This window comes from Parerythrobacter aurantius (assembly GCF_045291475.1).
GTDB classification, from domain to species: Bacteria; Pseudomonadota; Alphaproteobacteria; order Sphingomonadales; family Sphingomonadaceae; genus Parerythrobacter; species Parerythrobacter aurantius.
Window position 1 is genome coordinate 1680609 of sequence record NZ_CP147985.1, and the last position, 15357, is coordinate 1695965.

At 65.4% G+C, this 15357-nt stretch carries 18 protein-coding genes, 1 tRNA gene and 1 pseudogene; 13 read left to right on the forward strand and 7 right to left on the reverse strand.

Going from position 1 to position 15357, the window contains the following annotated elements; genetic code table 11:
• Positions 1-13: 13 nt before the first annotated feature.
• Positions 14-751: a hypothetical protein gene (locus WAB17_RS08285; RefSeq protein WP_435416886.1), complete on the forward strand. Its 738-nt coding sequence runs from the start codon at positions 14-16 to the stop codon at positions 749-751.
• A gap of 9 nt (positions 752-760) precedes the next feature.
• Here WAB17_RS08285 and WAB17_RS08290 read toward each other — a convergent pair whose 3' ends face one another.
• The 4 genes from WAB17_RS08290 to WAB17_RS08305 all read right to left on the reverse strand — a co-directional run bounded on the left by WAB17_RS08290 (position 761) and on the right by WAB17_RS08305 (position 4928).
• Positions 761-1063: a polyhydroxyalkanoic acid system family protein gene (locus WAB17_RS08290; RefSeq protein ID WP_435416887.1), complete on the reverse strand. Its 303-nt coding sequence runs from the start codon at positions 1061-1063 to the stop codon at positions 761-763.
• On the reverse strand, positions 1063-1848 hold the full coding sequence (locus WAB17_RS08295; protein ID WP_435416888.1) for a hypothetical protein: 786 nt from the start codon (positions 1846-1848) through the stop codon (positions 1063-1065). Before WAB17_RS08295 ends, WAB17_RS08290 begins: the two co-directional genes overlap by 1 nt.
• Positions 1848-3062, reverse strand: a complete 1215-nt coding sequence (locus tag WAB17_RS08300) for a toxic anion resistance protein (protein ID WP_435416889.1) — start codon at positions 3060-3062, stop codon at positions 1848-1850. The genes WAB17_RS08295 and WAB17_RS08300 overlap by 1 nt, the downstream gene beginning before the upstream one ends.
• A 132-nt stretch (positions 3063-3194) precedes the next feature.
• Complete coding sequence (locus tag WAB17_RS08305) at positions 3195-4928, reverse strand: fatty acyl-AMP ligase (RefSeq protein WP_435416890.1); 1734 nt, start codon at positions 4926-4928, stop codon at positions 3195-3197.
• Between the two features lie 169 nt (positions 4929-5097).
• Between WAB17_RS08305 and WAB17_RS08310 the strand changes: the two genes are divergently transcribed.
• The 4 genes and pseudogenes from WAB17_RS08310 to WAB17_RS08325 all read left to right on the forward strand — a co-directional run.
• Positions 5098-5619, forward strand: a complete 522-nt coding sequence (locus tag WAB17_RS08310) for a regulatory protein RecX (RefSeq protein ID WP_435416891.1) — start codon at positions 5098-5100, stop codon at positions 5617-5619.
• A gap of 92 nt (positions 5620-5711) precedes the next feature.
• Positions 5712-6107 carry a DUF192 domain-containing protein gene (locus WAB17_RS08315; protein WP_435416892.1) on the forward strand — a complete coding sequence of 132 codons (396 nt, stop codon included), beginning with the start codon at positions 5712-5714 and terminating at the stop codon, positions 6105-6107.
• A 73-nt stretch (positions 6108-6180) separates the two neighbouring features.
• Positions 6181-6576: an NADH:ubiquinone oxidoreductase subunit NDUFA12 gene (locus tag WAB17_RS08320; RefSeq protein WP_435416893.1), complete on the forward strand. Its 396-nt coding sequence runs from the start codon at positions 6181-6183 to the stop codon at positions 6574-6576.
• A gap of 221 nt (positions 6577-6797) precedes the next feature.
• Positions 6798-6974 (forward strand): annotated as a pseudogene (locus WAB17_RS08325) (DUF2155 domain-containing protein); the annotation flags it as partial.
• A gap of 35 nt (positions 6975-7009) precedes the next feature.
• Here WAB17_RS08325 and aat read toward each other — a convergent pair.
• Entirely contained in the window at positions 7010-7837 is an 828-nt protein-coding gene (gene aat / locus WAB17_RS08330; RefSeq protein ID WP_435416894.1) for a leucyl/phenylalanyl-tRNA--protein transferase, read from the reverse strand.
• Positions 7838-7943: 106 nt separating this feature from the next.
• On the opposite strand from aat, the gene WAB17_RS08335 reads away from it, so the two are divergent.
• From WAB17_RS08335 to WAB17_RS08360, 6 genes are all read left to right on the forward strand, one after another.
• A tRNA-Trp gene (locus tag WAB17_RS08335) sits at positions 7944-8019 on the forward strand.
• A gap of 143 nt (positions 8020-8162) precedes the next feature.
• Positions 8163-8312 carry a hypothetical protein gene (locus WAB17_RS08340; RefSeq protein WP_435416895.1) on the forward strand — a complete coding sequence of 50 codons (150 nt, stop codon included), beginning with the start codon at positions 8163-8165 and terminating at the stop codon, positions 8310-8312.
• A 94-nt stretch (positions 8313-8406) separates the two neighbouring features.
• Positions 8407-8556, forward strand: coding sequence for a hypothetical protein (locus tag WAB17_RS08345; protein ID WP_435416896.1), 150 nt, complete (start codon positions 8407-8409; stop codon positions 8554-8556).
• A 308-nt stretch (positions 8557-8864) separates the two neighbouring features.
• Complete coding sequence (secE, locus tag WAB17_RS08350) at positions 8865-9077, forward strand: preprotein translocase subunit SecE (RefSeq protein ID WP_435416897.1); 213 nt, start codon at positions 8865-8867, stop codon at positions 9075-9077.
• A gap of 43 nt (positions 9078-9120) precedes the next feature.
• On the forward strand, positions 9121-9657 hold the full coding sequence (gene nusG, locus WAB17_RS08355; RefSeq protein WP_435416898.1) for a transcription termination/antitermination protein NusG: 537 nt from the start codon (positions 9121-9123) through the stop codon (positions 9655-9657).
• A 211-nt stretch (positions 9658-9868) separates the two neighbouring features.
• Positions 9869-11662 carry a methyl-accepting chemotaxis protein gene (locus WAB17_RS08360; protein ID WP_435416899.1) on the forward strand — a complete coding sequence of 598 codons (1794 nt, stop codon included), beginning with the start codon at positions 9869-9871 and terminating at the stop codon, positions 11660-11662.
• 16 nt (positions 11663-11678) lie between these two features.
• Here the strand turns inward: WAB17_RS08360 and WAB17_RS08365 are convergent, their stop codons facing one another.
• Positions 11679-12911, reverse strand: a complete 1233-nt coding sequence (locus WAB17_RS08365; RefSeq protein ID WP_435416900.1) for an FAD-dependent oxidoreductase — start codon at positions 12909-12911, stop codon at positions 11679-11681.
• A 235-nt stretch (positions 12912-13146) separates the two neighbouring features.
• Here WAB17_RS08365 and rplK point away from each other — a divergent pair, with 235 nt between their 5' ends.
• Positions 13147-13578, forward strand: coding sequence for a 50S ribosomal protein L11 (gene rplK / locus WAB17_RS08370; RefSeq protein ID WP_435416901.1), 432 nt, complete (start codon positions 13147-13149; stop codon positions 13576-13578).
• Positions 13579-13582: 4 nt separating this feature from the next.
• Positions 13583-14281, forward strand: a complete 699-nt coding sequence (rplA, locus tag WAB17_RS08375; RefSeq protein ID WP_435416902.1) for a 50S ribosomal protein L1 — start codon at positions 13583-13585, stop codon at positions 14279-14281.
• Positions 14282-14381: 100 nt separating this feature from the next.
• On the opposite strand, the gene WAB17_RS08380 is transcribed toward rplA, so the two are convergent.
• Entirely contained in the window at positions 14382-15293 is a 912-nt protein-coding gene (locus WAB17_RS08380) for a GNAT family N-acetyltransferase (RefSeq protein WP_435416903.1), read from the reverse strand.
• Between the last annotated feature and the right edge of the window lie 64 nt (positions 15294-15357).

Genomic DNA, 15357 nt, shown 5'->3' on the forward strand with positions numbered 1-15357 from the left:
CAATAAGGCCGCCATGCAGAGCGCCGCGCCCGAGGGAACCAGTTTCACGACCACCCGGCGCAAGCCCAGTGTACCGGTGATCATCGGCATCGTGATCCTGCATGTCGCCATCTTCTACGGACTGTTGCGGGCCTTTGCGCCGGGCATCACCACCCAGATCGAGGATACGGTGCTGTCGGCGGTCACAGTAACGGTCACCACGCCGCCCGAACCGGAGCCTGTCGCGCCCGACGAAGCCGGAGCCGCCGGCGACCCCGGCAAGGAGGCGATACCCAAGCCGACAACGGCCCCGACCCCCGAACGACCTCTTCGCCGCGACAGGCCGGAACCCAAGGCAACCTCCACCGGCAGCGCCACCAATTCGGGCGCTACCGACGGAGGGAACGGCACCGGGGCGGCCGGCTCGGGCGATGGGACGGGCGCGGGCGGAACAGGCTCAGGGCGGGGCGGAGGCATCGCTGTCAAGCCCTCGGTGCGCTCGGGCGAACTCAACCAGGCGCGCGATTTCCCGGTTCCGGAAGGCGGACGGCAGGCGCGCTTCGGGAAATCCGTGACCGTCGTCTTCACTGTCACGCCCGAGGGGCGCGCCACCAATTGTTCCGTTGCCCGCAGCGAGGTGGATGCAGAAGCGACGGCCCGCGTGTGCCCGCTGGTGCTCGAGAAGATACGCTTCAATCCTGCCCGTACGGCAGACGGCACGCCCGTCGAAGCGCGATACGGCTACCGCGTCGATTTCAGTCCGCGCGGGTAGCTGCGGGTATCAATCCTTCGCCAGCAGCTTCTGGCCCTGTTCCTTCATCGCCCCGGCGATGACCGGCTCCATGAACGAGACCAGCGGCGGCAGGGCGATTTCGACGACCAGCTGGCGATCCTCGATATCGACCGTACCGCGCAGGGTCTGGCCCATCGCCTTGATGGTGAGCCCCATGCGATCCTCGCTCGGCCAGTCCGTCAGAACCTCGGCCATGGGGCCGGGGATGTGCTCGACCATCTTGTGGGCGTTGTCGCGCAGGCGGCGGCGGGCTTCCTCGCGCGGGAGCTCGTGCGGGATCGGGACGCGCATCAGCCGGGCGTCCTTTGCCGCTCGAGATCGAAATCGGGCAGGGGCACACCACTGCCTTCCTCGCTGCCGCCGTACTTGTAGTCGAGATAACGATGCTTGATCGCCAGGTCGTCGAGCGAGCCCTGGGCCAGTTGCCGGGTAACGCTGTCGATCTCGCGGCTGATCTTGCCGAGGCCCTGGACGAGCTGCTCCTCAGGTGTCGCGCCAGCGCGCTGCTCGGTCCGCAGATGGGGCGGAATTGCGCGATAGCTGTCGATCATCTCCGGCAGCGTCTCGCCGACCAGCTGGCGGATTTCGCGCATTGCTTCGTGGTCGGCGGGAACCTTTTCGAGCTGCAGGCCGAGCGCATCGAGCTGGACGCCCATGTCCTCGACCACTTTCACTGCAGGCGCGGGGAGGGCGCTGCGCTGGTGCTCCAGCCACAGCTCGGTCCGCGCAACCATCTGCCGGACATCGCCCTTGTTGATGTCCGCGCGCTTGGGCACCTTGACCTTGGGAAAGCTGGAAAAGACGCCTGTTGCGATCGCGGTTGCGACCACCAGCATCATCACGCCCCAGAAACCGATCCCGTCGAACATTGCTCCGGCAATTCCGGCACCGACCCAGATTGCGAACACGGCCAAGGCAATGTTGCGCAGCTTCCTGACCAGGTTGTCGCGTTTCAGTCTGGCCGAGCCCTGCCCGATCGAGCGCGCCCGGCGATGGACGCCGCCATCGCGTTGCAAGGCCAGCGACTGCTTGGCCGCGCTCAGGATCGCGTCACTCTGGCGGGTCGTGTCGCTCATCAGCTACCCAGCGACAGCAGCGAGGGTTCTGACGCGGCCACCTTGGCCTGGGCCTGGGCCTGACCTTCGGCACGGGCGATATAGCCCTTGGACTTCTCGACCTCCTGGGTCAGCACCGTCACGGTCTGCTTCATGCTGTCGAGCGCGCGCAGCTTGAAGGTGTCCACCTCGTCCATCGTGTCGTAGATGTTCTGGAAGGCGCGCTGCAGCGTTTCCAGCGGGATGGTGCTGGCGGCGGCCTGCTCGTGGATCTTGCCGGTCTGCTCGCGCAACATGGTACTGGTCGAATCGATGATCCCGGCGGTGGTCGAATTGAGCGCGGTGATCTGCTGCAACACCAGCCGCTGGTTGGTCATCGCTTCGCTGACGGTCACGGCCGTTCGCAGCGCTCCGACAGTGGTGGTGCTGGCGCGGTCGACGCCCTTGACCAGTTCGACATTGTTCTTCTTGACCAGGTCGAGCGCGAGATAGCCCTGCACGCTGACCGCCATCTGCGTCAGCAGGTCCTGCGTGCGCTGGCGGACGTAGAACAGCGCGGTTTCGCGCACCGCCTTGGCTTTGGCCGGATCGATGCCGTCGAGTTCGTTGGCCTTTTCCTCCAGCTTCTCGTCGAGCGTGCGCGAGATATGGATCATCTGTTCCAGATTGCCCATCGCTTCCCACAGCTTGGCCCGCTCCACGTCGATCGCAGCGTTGTCCATCAGCAGCTCGTCTTTGCCGTTGGCGAGCTTGCTGAGGATGTCCTGGATATGCGTCTGCGCACTCTGGTAGCTGCGGAAATAGCTGTTGAGCTTGTTGCCGAACGGAATGATGCCGAGGATCTTGCGCGTCCCCGTCAGCTTGCCGCGCTTCGAGGGGTCGAGTTCTTCCACCACCGTGCGCAGTTCGGCCAGATTGGCGCCGACGCCTTCGTCCTTGCTCATCGCCCGGACCGGACGGTCGAGGAAGCGGTTGGACATGCCCGCCGCCGCCATGATTTCCTTGCGGCCCATGTTGGTGATCTGGTCGACCTTCTTGCCAAACTCGGGCGAATTAGCATCGACCGAAAGCAGGTCGTCGACGAAGCTGTCGACCTTCTCGTCGAGCTTGGACTTCTGCTCGGTCGTGACAGGGACGAGGCCGGCGGCCTTTTCGGCCGTGACCAGCGGCACCGGATCGGGCGGGGTCAGCTCGAATTCTACGGCAGTGGCGGTCTTGGTCTCGTTTGTGGCCATGGGTACCCTCGGTGCTCCTTCAGCACTGTATTAGGTGTCTAAGACACGAAGTTCAAGCGGCCGTATCCACGGTCCACGGGCCATCATACCGCCGCCAGGGACGGGGCAAAGCGAATTGTGCCTGGCTGTCGCTTACGCGGCGAGGTCGAGCGGCTGGATTTCGCCGGACAGGTAAAGCTTCTTGGCCTTGGCCCGGCTGAGCTTGCCCGACGAGGTGCGCGGCAGTGTGCGCGGCGGGATCAGTTCGACCACGCAGTTCATGCCCGTGACCGACTGCACCTTTTCGCGGATGGTGTCGCGCAGCTTGATGCGCTCTTCGGGATCGGACACGCGGCAATGCACCAGCACCGCCGGTGCTTCCTCGCCGGTATCGCTCTCCACGCTGAAGGCGGCGATGTCGCCATGGTTGAAGCCGGGCAGCTGCTCCACGGCCCACTCGATATCCTGCGGCCAATGGTTCTTGCCATTGATGATGATCATGTCCTTCGCCCGGCCGACGATGAACAGGTAGCCGTCGGCCATGTATCCCATGTCGCCGGTGTCGAGCCAGCCGTCCACGAGGCAGTCCTCGGTGGCTTCCTCGTTGCGGAAGTAGGAATGCATGACGCTGGGGCCGCGGCACCAGACCTTGCCGATCTGGTGATCGCCCTTGGCCGCCCCGCTTTCGCCGCGGATTTCGACATCCATGTCGGGCAGGGGCTTGCCGCAATTGACGATCGCGCGGTAGCGCGCCGGCCGGCTGAGGTCGCGGCGCCCGCCCGACAACCGTTCCTCTTCCACCAGCTCGACCCGGATGCCTTCGCCCGGCGGCATCACGGTCACCGCCAGCGTCGCCTCCGCAAGGCCGTAGCTGGGCGTGAAAGCGCTGGCCTTGAATCCCGCAGCCGCAAAGGCGTTGACGAAATTCTGCATCACGTCCGGGCGAATCATGTCCGCCCCGTTGCCCGCGAGCCGCCAGCGCGACAGGTCGAAGCGTTCCTCGACATGGCTCTGACTGGAGATGCGGCGCGCGCAGATATCGTAGCCGAAGGTAGGCGAATAGCTCATCGAATTGCCGGGATTGCGGCTGATCATGTCGAGCCAGGCCAGCGGCCGGCGGGCGAAATGTTCGGTCTTGAGATAGTCGCAGCTGACCTGGTTGCCGATCATCGACAGGAAGCAGCCGACCAGGCCCATGTCGTGATACAGCGGCAGCCAGCTGATGCCGCGATCGCCTTCGCCGATGTTCATGGTGGTGGCGTGGCCATAGAGATTGTGCAGCAAGGCCCGGTGGGTGACCGCGACGCCGGTCGGGAAACGGGTCGAACCGCTCGAATACTGGAGATAGCAGATGTCGTCCGGACCGACCTCGGGAAACTCGCAAGGATTTTCGGGACGGGCAGCGAAACTCGCCCAGTCGGACCCGTCACACCCCTGTTTCGCCGCTGCTGCTTCCGCCATCTCCGCGATTTCGGGCGGGTAGAGCAGGATTTTCGGATCGCTGCTGGAAAGTTGCACGCCCAACTGGTCGATATAGCTTTCCTTGCCGCCGAAGGTGGTCGGCAACGGCAAGGGCACCGGCCACGCCCCTGCATAGACGCAGCCGCAGAACAGCGCCATGAACTCCGGCACTGTTTCTGCCACCAGAGCGACGCGGTCTTCCTTGCCGATACCGGCAGCGATCAGCCGGCGGGCCATCGCCAGCGCATCGGCACGCAGTTGGGCATAGGGATAAACCCGCTCCAGCATTCCGCGGGCGTCGTGAAAATTGAACCCCTTTTCGCTGCGCGCGGCATAGTCGATCGCGTCGTTGAAGATCGCGAAATCGGACCGCCGCCGCGGCAACGGGCAGTCGTTCGGGGTCGGAATCAGTGTGGAATCTGTCATAATATTCGGCGAAACCCGTATCTTTCCGCGCAGTTAGGCGCGCCCTGTCCCTGGCTGCGGTGCAATTAACGATGCCTGCACCGTCACAAAGTTTTCCCATTTGATAATGACTGTGGCACGAATATGGCCGATGCGACCGCGCCAAGGCAATCGGACCCGGGCAAAAGCTGTGCCCAAGCCGCTCGACGAGGCGCGACTGAGGGACCTGGCGCTGGCCTATGTCGCGCGATTTGCGACCAGCACCGGCAAGCTCGAAGCCTATCTCAAGCGCAAGCTGCGCGAACGGGGCTGGGCGGGCGAGGACGAGCCCGACCTGCGCGCGATTGTGAGCCGCTATGCGGAACTCGGCTATGTCGACGATGCCGCCTACGCCCGCGCCAAGAGCGGCGAGCTGCTGCGGCGCGGTTACGGCCAGCGGCGGGTCGACCAGGCGCTGGGGCAGGCCGGCATCGGCGAAGGTCTGCGGACGGCCGTGACGGCGAGCGAGCACGAGGCTCGCGATGCAGCGGTGCGGCTGGCGCGCAAGCGCCGCTTCGGACCTTTCTCTGTCGGTCCCGTCGATCGCACCCTTCGCGAAAAGCAGCTTGCGGCGATGATACGTGCGGGGCATGGCTTCGAACATGCCAGGGCAGCGCTCGCAGCTGCCAGCGAAGACGAGGCGGAAGCATGGGTCAGCGAAGCGATCGAATAGGGCACGCATTCTGTGCACTCGTGGCGGCGGTCGGTCTGGTTGCCTGTTCGCCCCAGGCGGGGGCGGAAGCGGCGACAAAGCCGGAAGCGGCGATGCCGGCGACACATCCCGAATCGGGCCTCGCCATTGTGCCGGTCACAGTCACGGGAAGCAGCGGCTCCCACGTCTTCCGTGCCGAGGTTGCGGCGAGCCAGGAAGCGCAATCGCGCGGGCTGATGTTCCGCACCGCTCTCGGCCCCGACGAGGCAATGATCTTCCCGCGCGAGGAACGTCCCGCACCGGCGCGGTTCTGGATGAAGAACACGCCGATACCGCTCGACATCATCTTCATCGGGCCGGATCGCCGCATTGCCAATATCGCCGCCATGACGGTTCCGTACTCGCTCGACGGGGTCGAATCCCAGGGTATCGCGATCGCGGTTCTCGAGATCGCCGGCGGCCGGGCGGCCGAACTGGGCATCGTCCCGGGCGACAAGGTCGAATGGTAGGCGGCTTTCCTGTGGCTGGGCTGGAACTTGCCGCTTTCCCCCCACTCTCCAATCCGCTAATCGCGCCCGCACCATGAGCATTCTCGGCAAGATCTTCACCTGGTGGGATGGCGCGACCATCGGCACGCATCTCTGGACGGCTCGCAAGGGCGAGCATGTCGGGACCGATGCCCAGGGCAACAAGTATTATCGCTCGCAGGTGAAGGACGGCCAGCGGGAACGCCGCTGGGTGATCTACGACGGCCCCAACGACGCCAGCCGGGTGCCGGCGGAATGGCATGGCTGGCTGCATGGCGCGTTCGAAGATGTGCCGGAAAGTTTCCTTCCGCCGCCGCGTATCTGGGAAGCGGACTATTCGCCCAACGCCACCGGCACCCCGCAGGCCTACCGGCCGCAGGGTGCGCTCGAGCGCGGCGGACGCCGGGCGAGGGCGGTGGGCGATTACGAGGCGTGGAGCCCGGACGCCTGACCATGCGCGGCCCGGCGATCCTTGCGGCCGTGCTGGCGCTTGGCGCCTGCAGCGATCAGCCGCCCGAGCCCGAGGCCGTCGAGACCGCCGTGCCCAAGGAACTGCAGTCAGCAGCCCCGGTGCGCGATGTCGCGCGAGTCGAAGGCGCGACGCCGATGATAGAGCGCGTGGCCACCATCGGCCTGCTGAACAAGCGCAACAACATTGCGCAGGATCTGGTGATGAAGCCCGGCGAATCGCGCCGCGTCGGCGACATCATCGTGCGGGTATCGGCTTGCGAGCGGACGGCGCCGTGGGAAATGCCGCAGGAAACCGGTGCCTTCGTGCAGGTGCTGGTCGAAGGCAAGGGCGACGAAGAAGGCCAGTGGCGGAAGATCTTTTCCGCCTGGATGTTCAAGAATTCGCCCAGCCTCAGCGTCGTCGAACACCCGATCTACGACGTGTGGGTCAAGGATTGCGCGATGCGGTACCCGGGCGAAGCGTCGGGATCGGCGGCGGGCGGATCGGAGGGGGCAGACTCCGGCGGCCGCAATGATGCGCCGACGAAGCGCCCTTCGCCAGCACCGTCGGCTTCTCCTTCGCCGACACCGTCCCCTTCACCCTCGCCGACCACCGAGGCATAGGCTTCGGCGAGGCTCATAGGCTGGTCCCCACGCGCGGCGTCGAGCAGTTCGAGGTAGCGTTTCTGCGGGATCTCCACTGCGCCCAGCGACGCCAGGTGCGGCGTCATGAACTGGCAGTCGAACAATTTGCACCCGGCACGTTCGAGCAGGGCCAGCAGCCATCCGAGAGCGACCTTGGACGCATCGCGCCTGCGGCTGAACATGCTCTCGCCGCAGAACACGCGGTCGAAGGCGACGCCGTAGACGCCGCCCACCAGTTCGCCGTCCAGGCGACACTCGATCGAATGGGCGTATCCCGCACGGAACAGTTGCAGGTAGCTCGCCACGATCCTTTCGCTGATCCAGCTTTCGGGATGCCCGGCGCGGGGCGCGGCGCAGGCGCGCACGACCCCTTCGAAGTCGGTGTCCAGGCTGACGGCAAAGCGGCCCTGCCTGATCGTCCGGGAGAGCGACCGCGAACAGCGAAACCCGCCGATCGGGATGATGGCACGCTCGCGCGGTTCGACCCAGAAGACCTCGCGATCCTCGCGGCTGTCGGCCATTGGGAAAATCCCGTTGCGGTATGCGAGCAGCAACAGGTCGACGGGAATGGCATCGGACGAGGTCGCGCTGTCCGGGTTTGGGCGGGGCGAAGACATGCGGTCGCGCTTATGCCACCGCAAGAAGGCAATCGCCACGGCATTCGCTGGCGCAATTGGTGCTTGCACCCCGGCGCCGCTTTGTCCTAGAGGCCCGGCTCGCTGCAGGGGTGTAGCTCAGCTGGTAGAGCATCGGTCTCCAAAACCGAGGGCCACGGGTTCGAATCCTGTCACCCCTGCCATTTCCTCACATCGGAAATTCGTGCCGGTTGCGATTTTCGCAATCGGGCCAGCCCGTGCGCCGCTCAATTCAGGATATGGCAAGGTGAACCGTGCAAATTCATCGATGAACCGATTAGCGGTTATCGACGAAAGGTGCGTAATCATGAGCAGCCAAAGCTATCGCAGCAGCCGCCCGGACAACTGGACCTGCCCGCGGCCTTATAGCGACGCGAGCCTGCGTTACATGGCCTACGGGCCCGTGCAGCCGATGGGACAGGTCGGCTGGATAAGCCGCTTGCTGCGCATGGATTGACACGAGCCCTCCGCATGACCCGCCGGGAACCGAATGGTCGGGCTGCGATTGTACCTTGCAGGCCAATCGGCCGATTTCTGCAAGGAAGCGCGCGATGTCCAACATCACCAGAGGCGACAATCCCGGTGCTGTCGCAGGCACTTTGAGGCCGCTGCCGGAATCGACCTATCGCCGGATGCGGCATGGTCCGGTCAGGCCGATGCAAACCCCCGGCTTGCTGGCCCGCCTGTTCGGCCTTCATTGAGCGCCAGGCCAACCGGCAGTGCGAAAAAGGGACGGAGCGGCAGTGGCCGCCCCGTCCCTTCTTTCTTGGTGCCATCCTGTTGATGGTGCTGGCGCGATAGAGGCGGATGGTTGATTTTTCATTGCAGCGCCGCACCAACCGGCCGTGCGGCAAGGGCTGTGCGATCCGCTTGCTTTTGCCGGACGCCGCCACTAGATGCGGTCGGGCCTCCCGACATCGGAGACTCACCAGCCCCTCCCGGTCCTCGACCGGGGCGGCGATGGGGGCTACCCGGAAGGCGTCTGAAACTATTGCGAGCGAGAGCGGCCATGGCCGAAGATGTGACAAAGAAGAAAACCGCACCCGGCGAGTTCTTTCGCCAGGTGCGCAGCGAAACCGCCAAGGTCGTCTGGCCGACGCGCGAGGAAACGGTCCGCACGGCGATTTTCGTCGGCATACTGATGCTCGTGCTGTCGCTGTTCTTCCTCGGCGTCGATTCGGTCTTCAGCGCCATCGTCAACTGGCTGATGTCGCTCGCCTGATTTTCCGGCCCATTGCGGCCCACAGCAAACAACGGAACCACTGATGGCACGCTGGTACATCATTCACGCCTACTCGGGCTTCGAGAACAAGGTCCGCGATTCGATCATTTCCGAGGCCGAGCGCCTGGGCCTGTCCGAGGCGGTCGAGGACGTGCAGGTCCCGACCGAAACCGTGACGGAAGTGAAGCGCGGCAAGAAAGTGCAGGTCGAGCGCAAGTTCATGCCCGGCTACGTGCTCGCCAAGCTCAAGCTGACCGACGATGTCTACCACCTGGTCAAGAACACCCCCAAGGTGACCGGCTTCCTCGGCACGAACAACAAGCCGCAGCCGATCAGCGAGCGCGAGGCCGCCCGCTATTTCGGCGGCGTCGAGGAAGCCAAGGCCGCACCGAAGCGCGATATCAGTGTCGATTACGAAATCGGCGACAGCGTGAAGGTTCTCGACGGGCCCTTCGCCAGCTTCAACGGGCTGGTCGAGGAACTCGACTTCGACAAGGCGAAGGTCAAGGTGTCGGTTTCGATCTTCGGCCGCGCGACTCCGGTCGAGCTGGACTTCGAGCAGGTCGAACTGGCCAAGTAACGATCACGCTTCGGAAAAAATTCGAAGGGCTCGCCGGGAACACCGGCGGGCCCTTTTGCTTGGGGTGTATTGCCGCGCGCAGGTCGACCGGCCGCAGAACAAAGTAAACATGGGCTTTAGCCAAAATTTAGAATTGTAACATAAGACCCGGCCGTCGGGCGGAAGGCTTGCGGGGAAAGCGACCCCGTTACCGCCCCGAAAGGGATCCAGCATGAGCGCCATCGAAGACGTCGCCCGCCAACTCCAGGCAGAACTTCAGGCACCTTCCGATTTTGCAGCCCCGGCTCGCAGAGGGAGCCTGTCCGGCTGGTTCCGCAACCTGCCGGTCAAGCACAAGCTGGGCGCCGTCTTCGGCGGCTTTCTCGGCATATTCGCCCTGATGGGGCTGGTCCTTGCGATCGGCATTTCCGAACTCGACAGCCGTTCGCAGGCGCTCGCCGAGGTGCAGGGGGCGGTCAAGGCGTCGGCGGACCTGCGCAGCACTACGGGGGAATTCCGCTACAATGCGGTGCGTTTCATCTTCGCCCGGGAAAAGGTTGCGCTCGACCGGCAGCAGCAGGGATACCGCAAGGCCAAGAACGAGATTGCCGCCATCGATGCGGTGGTCGCCGCAAGGATGCCCGAAGCCGCTCCGAGGCTCGAACAGATGCGCGGTGCCTTTGCCGCATACGAGGCCAAGTTCGACGAGCTGGTCGCCAACATCGCCCGCGAAGGCGCGAGCAAGCGATCGAGTGACCTCGCTTTCCAGCTCTCCACGCTTGGTGACGAGCTCTACACGCAGGCCCAAGCGTTCGAGCGCGACCTGACCGGCAGGGCGGCAGCAATCGAGGCATCGAGCCGCGGCTACTATACCCGCCTGCTGGTTGTCCTCGCACTTGCTGCCGCCATGGCGGTCGCCATCCTCCTGGCGGGATCGAGAGCGCTGGCGCGCGACCTCGGTGCCAAGATCGGCGAAATTGCCGGGGGCATGAGCCGGCTCGCCAAGGGCGACCGGCATTTCGATATCGACGGTATCGAGCGCAAGGACGAGGTGGGCGAAATGCTGCGGGCGCTGGCCCTGTTCAAGAAGGCTAATGTTCGTCTCGAACAATGGGCCGCAGAGCGCGCCGAGCGCGCTGCCACGGAACTCGAGCAGCAGGAACGGGCCAGCGAGGAACGCCGGCGGCTGCTGGGCGAGCTGGCATCGCAATTCGAGCGGACCATCGGCGGCGTGGTCAGCGGGGTCGCCGCCGCATCGAGCCAGCTCCGGGGCACTGCCGGAACCATGGCAGGGGCGGCCGAACAATCGACGCTCCAGACAGGCCGGGTCGTCCAGGCCATGGCCGAAGCGAACGCCGGGGCCAATGCCGCGGCAGCCGCGAGCGACGAATTCGCCATGTCGATCGGAGAAATCAGCCGTCAGGCCGCATCGTCGGCGGAGCTTGCCCGCGAAGCCAGCGGCACTGCCGTCGAGGCCGACCAGACTATCTCGGCCCTGTCCGATGCTGCCGAGGAAATCGGCCAGATCGTGGACATGATCCAGTCGATCGCCCGGCGCACCAACCTGCTCGCGCTAAATGCGTCGATCGAGGCCGCTCGCGGCGGCGAGGCGGGGCGCGGTTTCGCGGTGGTCGCATCCGAGGTCAAGGAACTCGCCGCGCAGACGAGCCAGGCGACCGAGAAGGTGGCCGACAGGATTGCCGCCATCCAGCAATCGACCGGTGCCAGCGTCACGGCGCTGCGGCGGATCGGCCAGCAGGTCGGTCAACTCGAATCGACCGCAATTTCGATTGCCAGCGCGGTGGACCAGCAGTCTGTCGCCGGGCAGGACCTTGCCCGAAGCATCGACATGGCTGCGCGCGCGACCAACGCCGTGTCCACCCATATCGAGGACGTGCGCGAGCTGTCGCTGTCGACCGGCGCGGCCGCCAGCCAGGTGCTGGCTTCGTCGACCGAGCTCGAGCAGCAGGCCGACGATCTGCGGGCAGAGGTGGACAGCTTTCTCGAACGAATTCGCGCCCGCTGACCGGGCCGCCAGGCCGTCAGTAAACGCTGCGGGCCGCGACCGTCCCCTTCGTGGCGAGCGAGAAACGCGGTTCGATCGGAAGCGCGGCGTCGGTGATGTGATCGGCGACACGTCGGCCAACCGCCGGCCCGTGCTTGAACCCGTGACCCGACCCGCCGCCTACCAGCCAGATATCGTCGTACCCCGGCAGGCGGTCGATCAGGAAATCGCCGTTCGATGAATTCTCGTACTGGCAGACCCGCGAATGAACCAGCGGCGCCGATGCCAGGTCGGGGAACCGGCGGGAGAGGTAATCGCGCGCCGCTTCGACCGTTTCCGCGGCGACGCGCCGGTCCTGCGTGTCCGGATCGACCTCCGCGCCATGCTTGTCGAAGGCAATCTTGAAACCCTGCTGTTCGAGGTCGGGCAGGCCATAGACGATCTCGCCGCCGTTGAAGTCGGCCCAGACGGGCAGTGCGGGCGACTTGAACCGGTCATCCCCGGCCGCGCTGCCGAAGTGGAGCACTTCCTGCCGCGTCGGGACGATCCGGCCGGCCAGCACCTCGGGGAAGAGTTTGCCCAGCCACGGGCCGCAGGCATAGACGACCTTGCCGGCCTCGACCCCGTCGCACACCTGCCACGAACCGCTGGACAGCCTTTGCGGCGCTCCTGCCTCGGCATGGATCACCGCCAGCCCGGCATCGGCAATGAGCGACTGGACCGCGCGTCCGGCCATCAGTGCGCCCGTTTCCGCTTCGACGAAACCGGCCTCTCCGTCTTCGAAACGGATCTGGGGGAATCGTTCGCGGAGCATGGCGGCGTCGCCGCGCCAGAATGTGCGCCCGTTGGCTTCGAGCCAGGCGATGCTCGATGCCATGTACCGGTCGGCATCGGGCGAAAACCACAGCACGCCGGTGCGATGGAGCAGGGGCAGGGCACTCCGGTCGGACAGCGCCTGCCATTCGGCGAGCGATTCGAGCGCCATCGCCGAATAGATCGTGTCGCCGCCGTAGGAGAGGCGGGTAACGCGGCTCTCACCGGCAGAGGACGCCCGCGCATTGGCCGGGCCGTACTGGTCGACGAGGGCGACCCGCAGACCGCGCCGCGCCAGCATGGCGGCGGACCAGGCCCCGAAGACGCCCGCGCCCACCACGGCGACGTCGTAAGGCCCGCTCTTGCCTGCTCGGGCGCGAGTCGGGGCAACAAGGCCCGCCGCGCCTGCGGCAGCGCCTAGCAGCAAGCCTTGCCTGCGGGTCATTTCCATAGCCATGGAATGGTTCCTCCCTCCGTGTGGGACCATAGCCGTCCAGTGCCGGCCCGCAAGGTGGGCCGCAGGGCCAAACCGGGCGATGCCCCTTGCATTTGCCGCGCATTCCGCTATGCGCGCGCCTTCCCTGACATCGATCGGGAAACCCGCGGGAGGTTCGGTTCGCCGGACCGCTGACCGCTTACCATGAGCTGCGGCTGGAAACAGGCGCGGCGACAGTGAGAAAAGGAGTGGCCCCATGGCCAAGAAGATCGACGGCTATATCAAGCTGATGGTGCCTGCCGGCACCGCCAACCCCTCGCCTCCGCTCGGGCCGGCACTCGGCCAGCGCGGCGTGAACATCATGGAATTCTGCAAGGCTTTCAACGCCGCGACGGACAGCCTCGAGAAGGGCGCGCCGATCCCGACCGTGATCACCGTCTATGCAGACCGTTCGTTCACCTTCATCACCAAGCAGCCTTCGGCCACCTACCTCATCAAGAAGGTCGCCAAGCTGAAGTCTGGTTCCAAGGAGCCGGGCAAGGTTTCTGCCGGGACCATCACCCAGGCCCAGCTGAAGGAAATCGCCGAGCTGAAGATGGCGGATCTCAACGCGAATCATATCGACCAGGCCATGAAGATCATCGAAGGTTCGTGCCGCGCGATGGGCCTCAGCGTGGTGGAGGGCTAAGATCATGGCAACTGCAACCAAGAAGGCGAAGCTGCTGGCCGAAAAGCTGGATGGCGAAAAGCTCTACACCGTCGACGAAGCGCTCAGCACGCTGCGCGAATATGCGTCGAAGAAGTTCGACGAAACCGTCGAAGTCGCGATGAACCTGGGTGTCGATCCGCGTCACGCCGACCAGATGGTCCGCGGCATGGTTTCGCTCCCGGCCGGCACCGGCAAGGACGTCCGCGTTGCTGTGTTCGCCCGTGGCGACAACGCCGACAAGGCGCTGGCCGCCGGCGCCGACAAGGTCGGTGCGGAAGACCTCATGGAAGACATGGCCGCAGGCAATCTGAACTACGACCGCGTCATCGCGACCCCGGACATGATGGGTGTCGTCGGTCGTCTCGGCAAGGTGCTGGGCCCGAAGGGCCTGATGCCGAACCCGAAGCTCGGCACCGTGACCCCGAACGTCGAACAGGCGGTCAAGGACGCCAAGGCGGGCCAGGTCGAATTCCGCGTCGAGAAGCAGGGCATCATCCACAGCGGCATCGGCAAGCTGTCGTTCAAGGACGAAGACCTGAAAAAGAACTTCGCCGCCCTGACCGACGCCGTCGTCAAGGCCAAGCCCTCGGGCTCGAAGGGCAAGTACGTCCGCAAGGTCACGCTGACCTCGTCGATGGGCCCGGGCCTGAAGGTCGACCTGGCGGAAGTCGAAGGCGCGTAAGGCGCGCAGGCAGCGAAGCGGCAGCGCATCACGCCACCGCCTCGCTTCCGGGTCAAACAAGCAAGGGGCCGGGGGTGCGAACCTCCGGCCCTTTTGCGTGTCAGCCGCGCAGTACCCTGCGCGCTTGGGCCAGTGCGCCGCTCTTCTCGGCTAGCGCCCTGGCTGCGGCTACCGTTCCATCGAATGCTGACAGCGAGCCGAGCAGGAAGCGGTTCGCAATACTGCCCTTGAGCAGCAGGAAGCTCGCGCATTCCACGCTGCCGGTGCCGAACAGTTCCTTGTGCGCGCCTTCGCCTTCGGTGAAGTCGAACCAGCGGAACCGGCGCTCGGCGAACAGGCACTCCAGCGCGTGCATCTGCAGTACGGTGCCGGGCGACAGCCGCGCCCAGTCGGGATCGTAACCGAGGTGGGCGTAGACCAGCGTCTCGCCTTCCACCGGCAGCGAGAGGTAGGCGATGGCCTTGCCCTGCGCCCGCAGCAGGAAGCAGCGCATCTCGCCCGCTGCGGCCTTGGCCATGATGGCGGCACGGCCAGCCTCGTCCTCTGGCAGACCGGCGTCCAGCAGGCGGGCCTGGTAGGTGCGGGCGGACAGCGGCAAGGCTTCGGCCAGGAATGCCGCGACCTCGGCGGGTGTGCGATGCTCGCTCACGTCCAGCGCCCCGCCGACTTCCTCCGCCAGTTTCCGCGCCTTGCGGCGAAGGGTGGACCGGGTCTTGCCAGAAAATCGCGCCAGATAGTCGTCATAGCTGCCAGCCATGTCGATATAGTAGCGGCGGTAGTCCTGCCGGCCGCCGATCACGAAGCCCGGGTGCTGCGCCACGACTGTATCCATCAGGTCGCGCGGGACCGAATGGACCCGCAGTCCGTCGTGCGAGCCGACGCCGATTGTCACGGGTATGCGGCGGGCAAGCACATCGTCGAGCGAGAAACTCAGCGAGACCAGCCGCTTCTCGATCGACAGCAGGTGCCGCGAGCCGAGCGTGAAGCGCACGGGAATGGTCCGGACAGGCATCGGCCTACGCGCTCCGGCTTTCCGGGTGGTGCAAGCAAGGCGAGCCTGATGGACACCCGCCAAC

Bases quoted from the DNA above. Each gene is read 5' to 3' on its own strand.
- aat (WP_435416894.1), bottom strand. From the start codon at position 7,837: ATGTCTTCGCCCCGCCCAAACCCGGACAGCGCGACCTCGTCCGATGCC.
- rplA (WP_435416902.1), top strand. From the start codon at position 13,583: ATGGCAACTGCAACCAAGAAGGCGAAGCTGCTGGCCGAAAAGCTGGAT.
- WAB17_RS08380 (WP_435416903.1), bottom strand. From the start codon at position 15,293: ATGCCTGTCCGGACCATTCCCGTGCGCTTCACGCTCGGCTCGCGGCAC.
- WAB17_RS08305 (WP_435416890.1), bottom strand. From the start codon at position 4,928: ATGACAGATTCCACACTGATTCCGACCCCGAACGACTGCCCGTTGCCG.
- WAB17_RS08315 (WP_435416892.1), top strand. From the start codon at position 5,712: ATGCCGGCGACACATCCCGAATCGGGCCTCGCCATTGTGCCGGTCACA.
- WAB17_RS08290 (WP_435416887.1), bottom strand. From the start codon at position 1,063: ATGCGCGTCCCGATCCCGCACGAGCTCCCGCGCGAGGAAGCCCGCCGC.
- WAB17_RS08300 (WP_435416889.1), bottom strand. From the start codon at position 3,062: ATGGCCACAAACGAGACCAAGACCGCCACTGCCGTAGAATTCGAGCTG.
- secE (WP_435416897.1), top strand. From the start codon at position 8,865: ATGGCCGAAGATGTGACAAAGAAGAAAACCGCACCCGGCGAGTTCTTT.
- WAB17_RS08365 (WP_435416900.1), bottom strand. From the start codon at position 12,911: ATGGCTATGGAAATGACCCGCAGGCAAGGCTTGCTGCTAGGCGCTGCC.
- WAB17_RS08360 (WP_435416899.1), top strand. From the start codon at position 9,869: ATGAGCGCCATCGAAGACGTCGCCCGCCAACTCCAGGCAGAACTTCAG.
- nusG (WP_435416898.1), top strand. From the start codon at position 9,121: ATGGCACGCTGGTACATCATTCACGCCTACTCGGGCTTCGAGAACAAG.
- WAB17_RS08320 (WP_435416893.1), top strand. From the start codon at position 6,181: ATGAGCATTCTCGGCAAGATCTTCACCTGGTGGGATGGCGCGACCATC.
- WAB17_RS08285 (WP_435416886.1), top strand. From the start codon at position 14: ATGCAGAGCGCCGCGCCCGAGGGAACCAGTTTCACGACCACCCGGCGC.
- rplK (WP_435416901.1), top strand. From the start codon at position 13,147: ATGGCCAAGAAGATCGACGGCTATATCAAGCTGATGGTGCCTGCCGGC.
- WAB17_RS08345 (WP_435416896.1), top strand. From the start codon at position 8,407: ATGTCCAACATCACCAGAGGCGACAATCCCGGTGCTGTCGCAGGCACT.
- WAB17_RS08340 (WP_435416895.1), top strand. From the start codon at position 8,163: ATGAGCAGCCAAAGCTATCGCAGCAGCCGCCCGGACAACTGGACCTGC.
- WAB17_RS08295 (WP_435416888.1), bottom strand. From the start codon at position 1,848: ATGAGCGACACGACCCGCCAGAGTGACGCGATCCTGAGCGCGGCCAAG.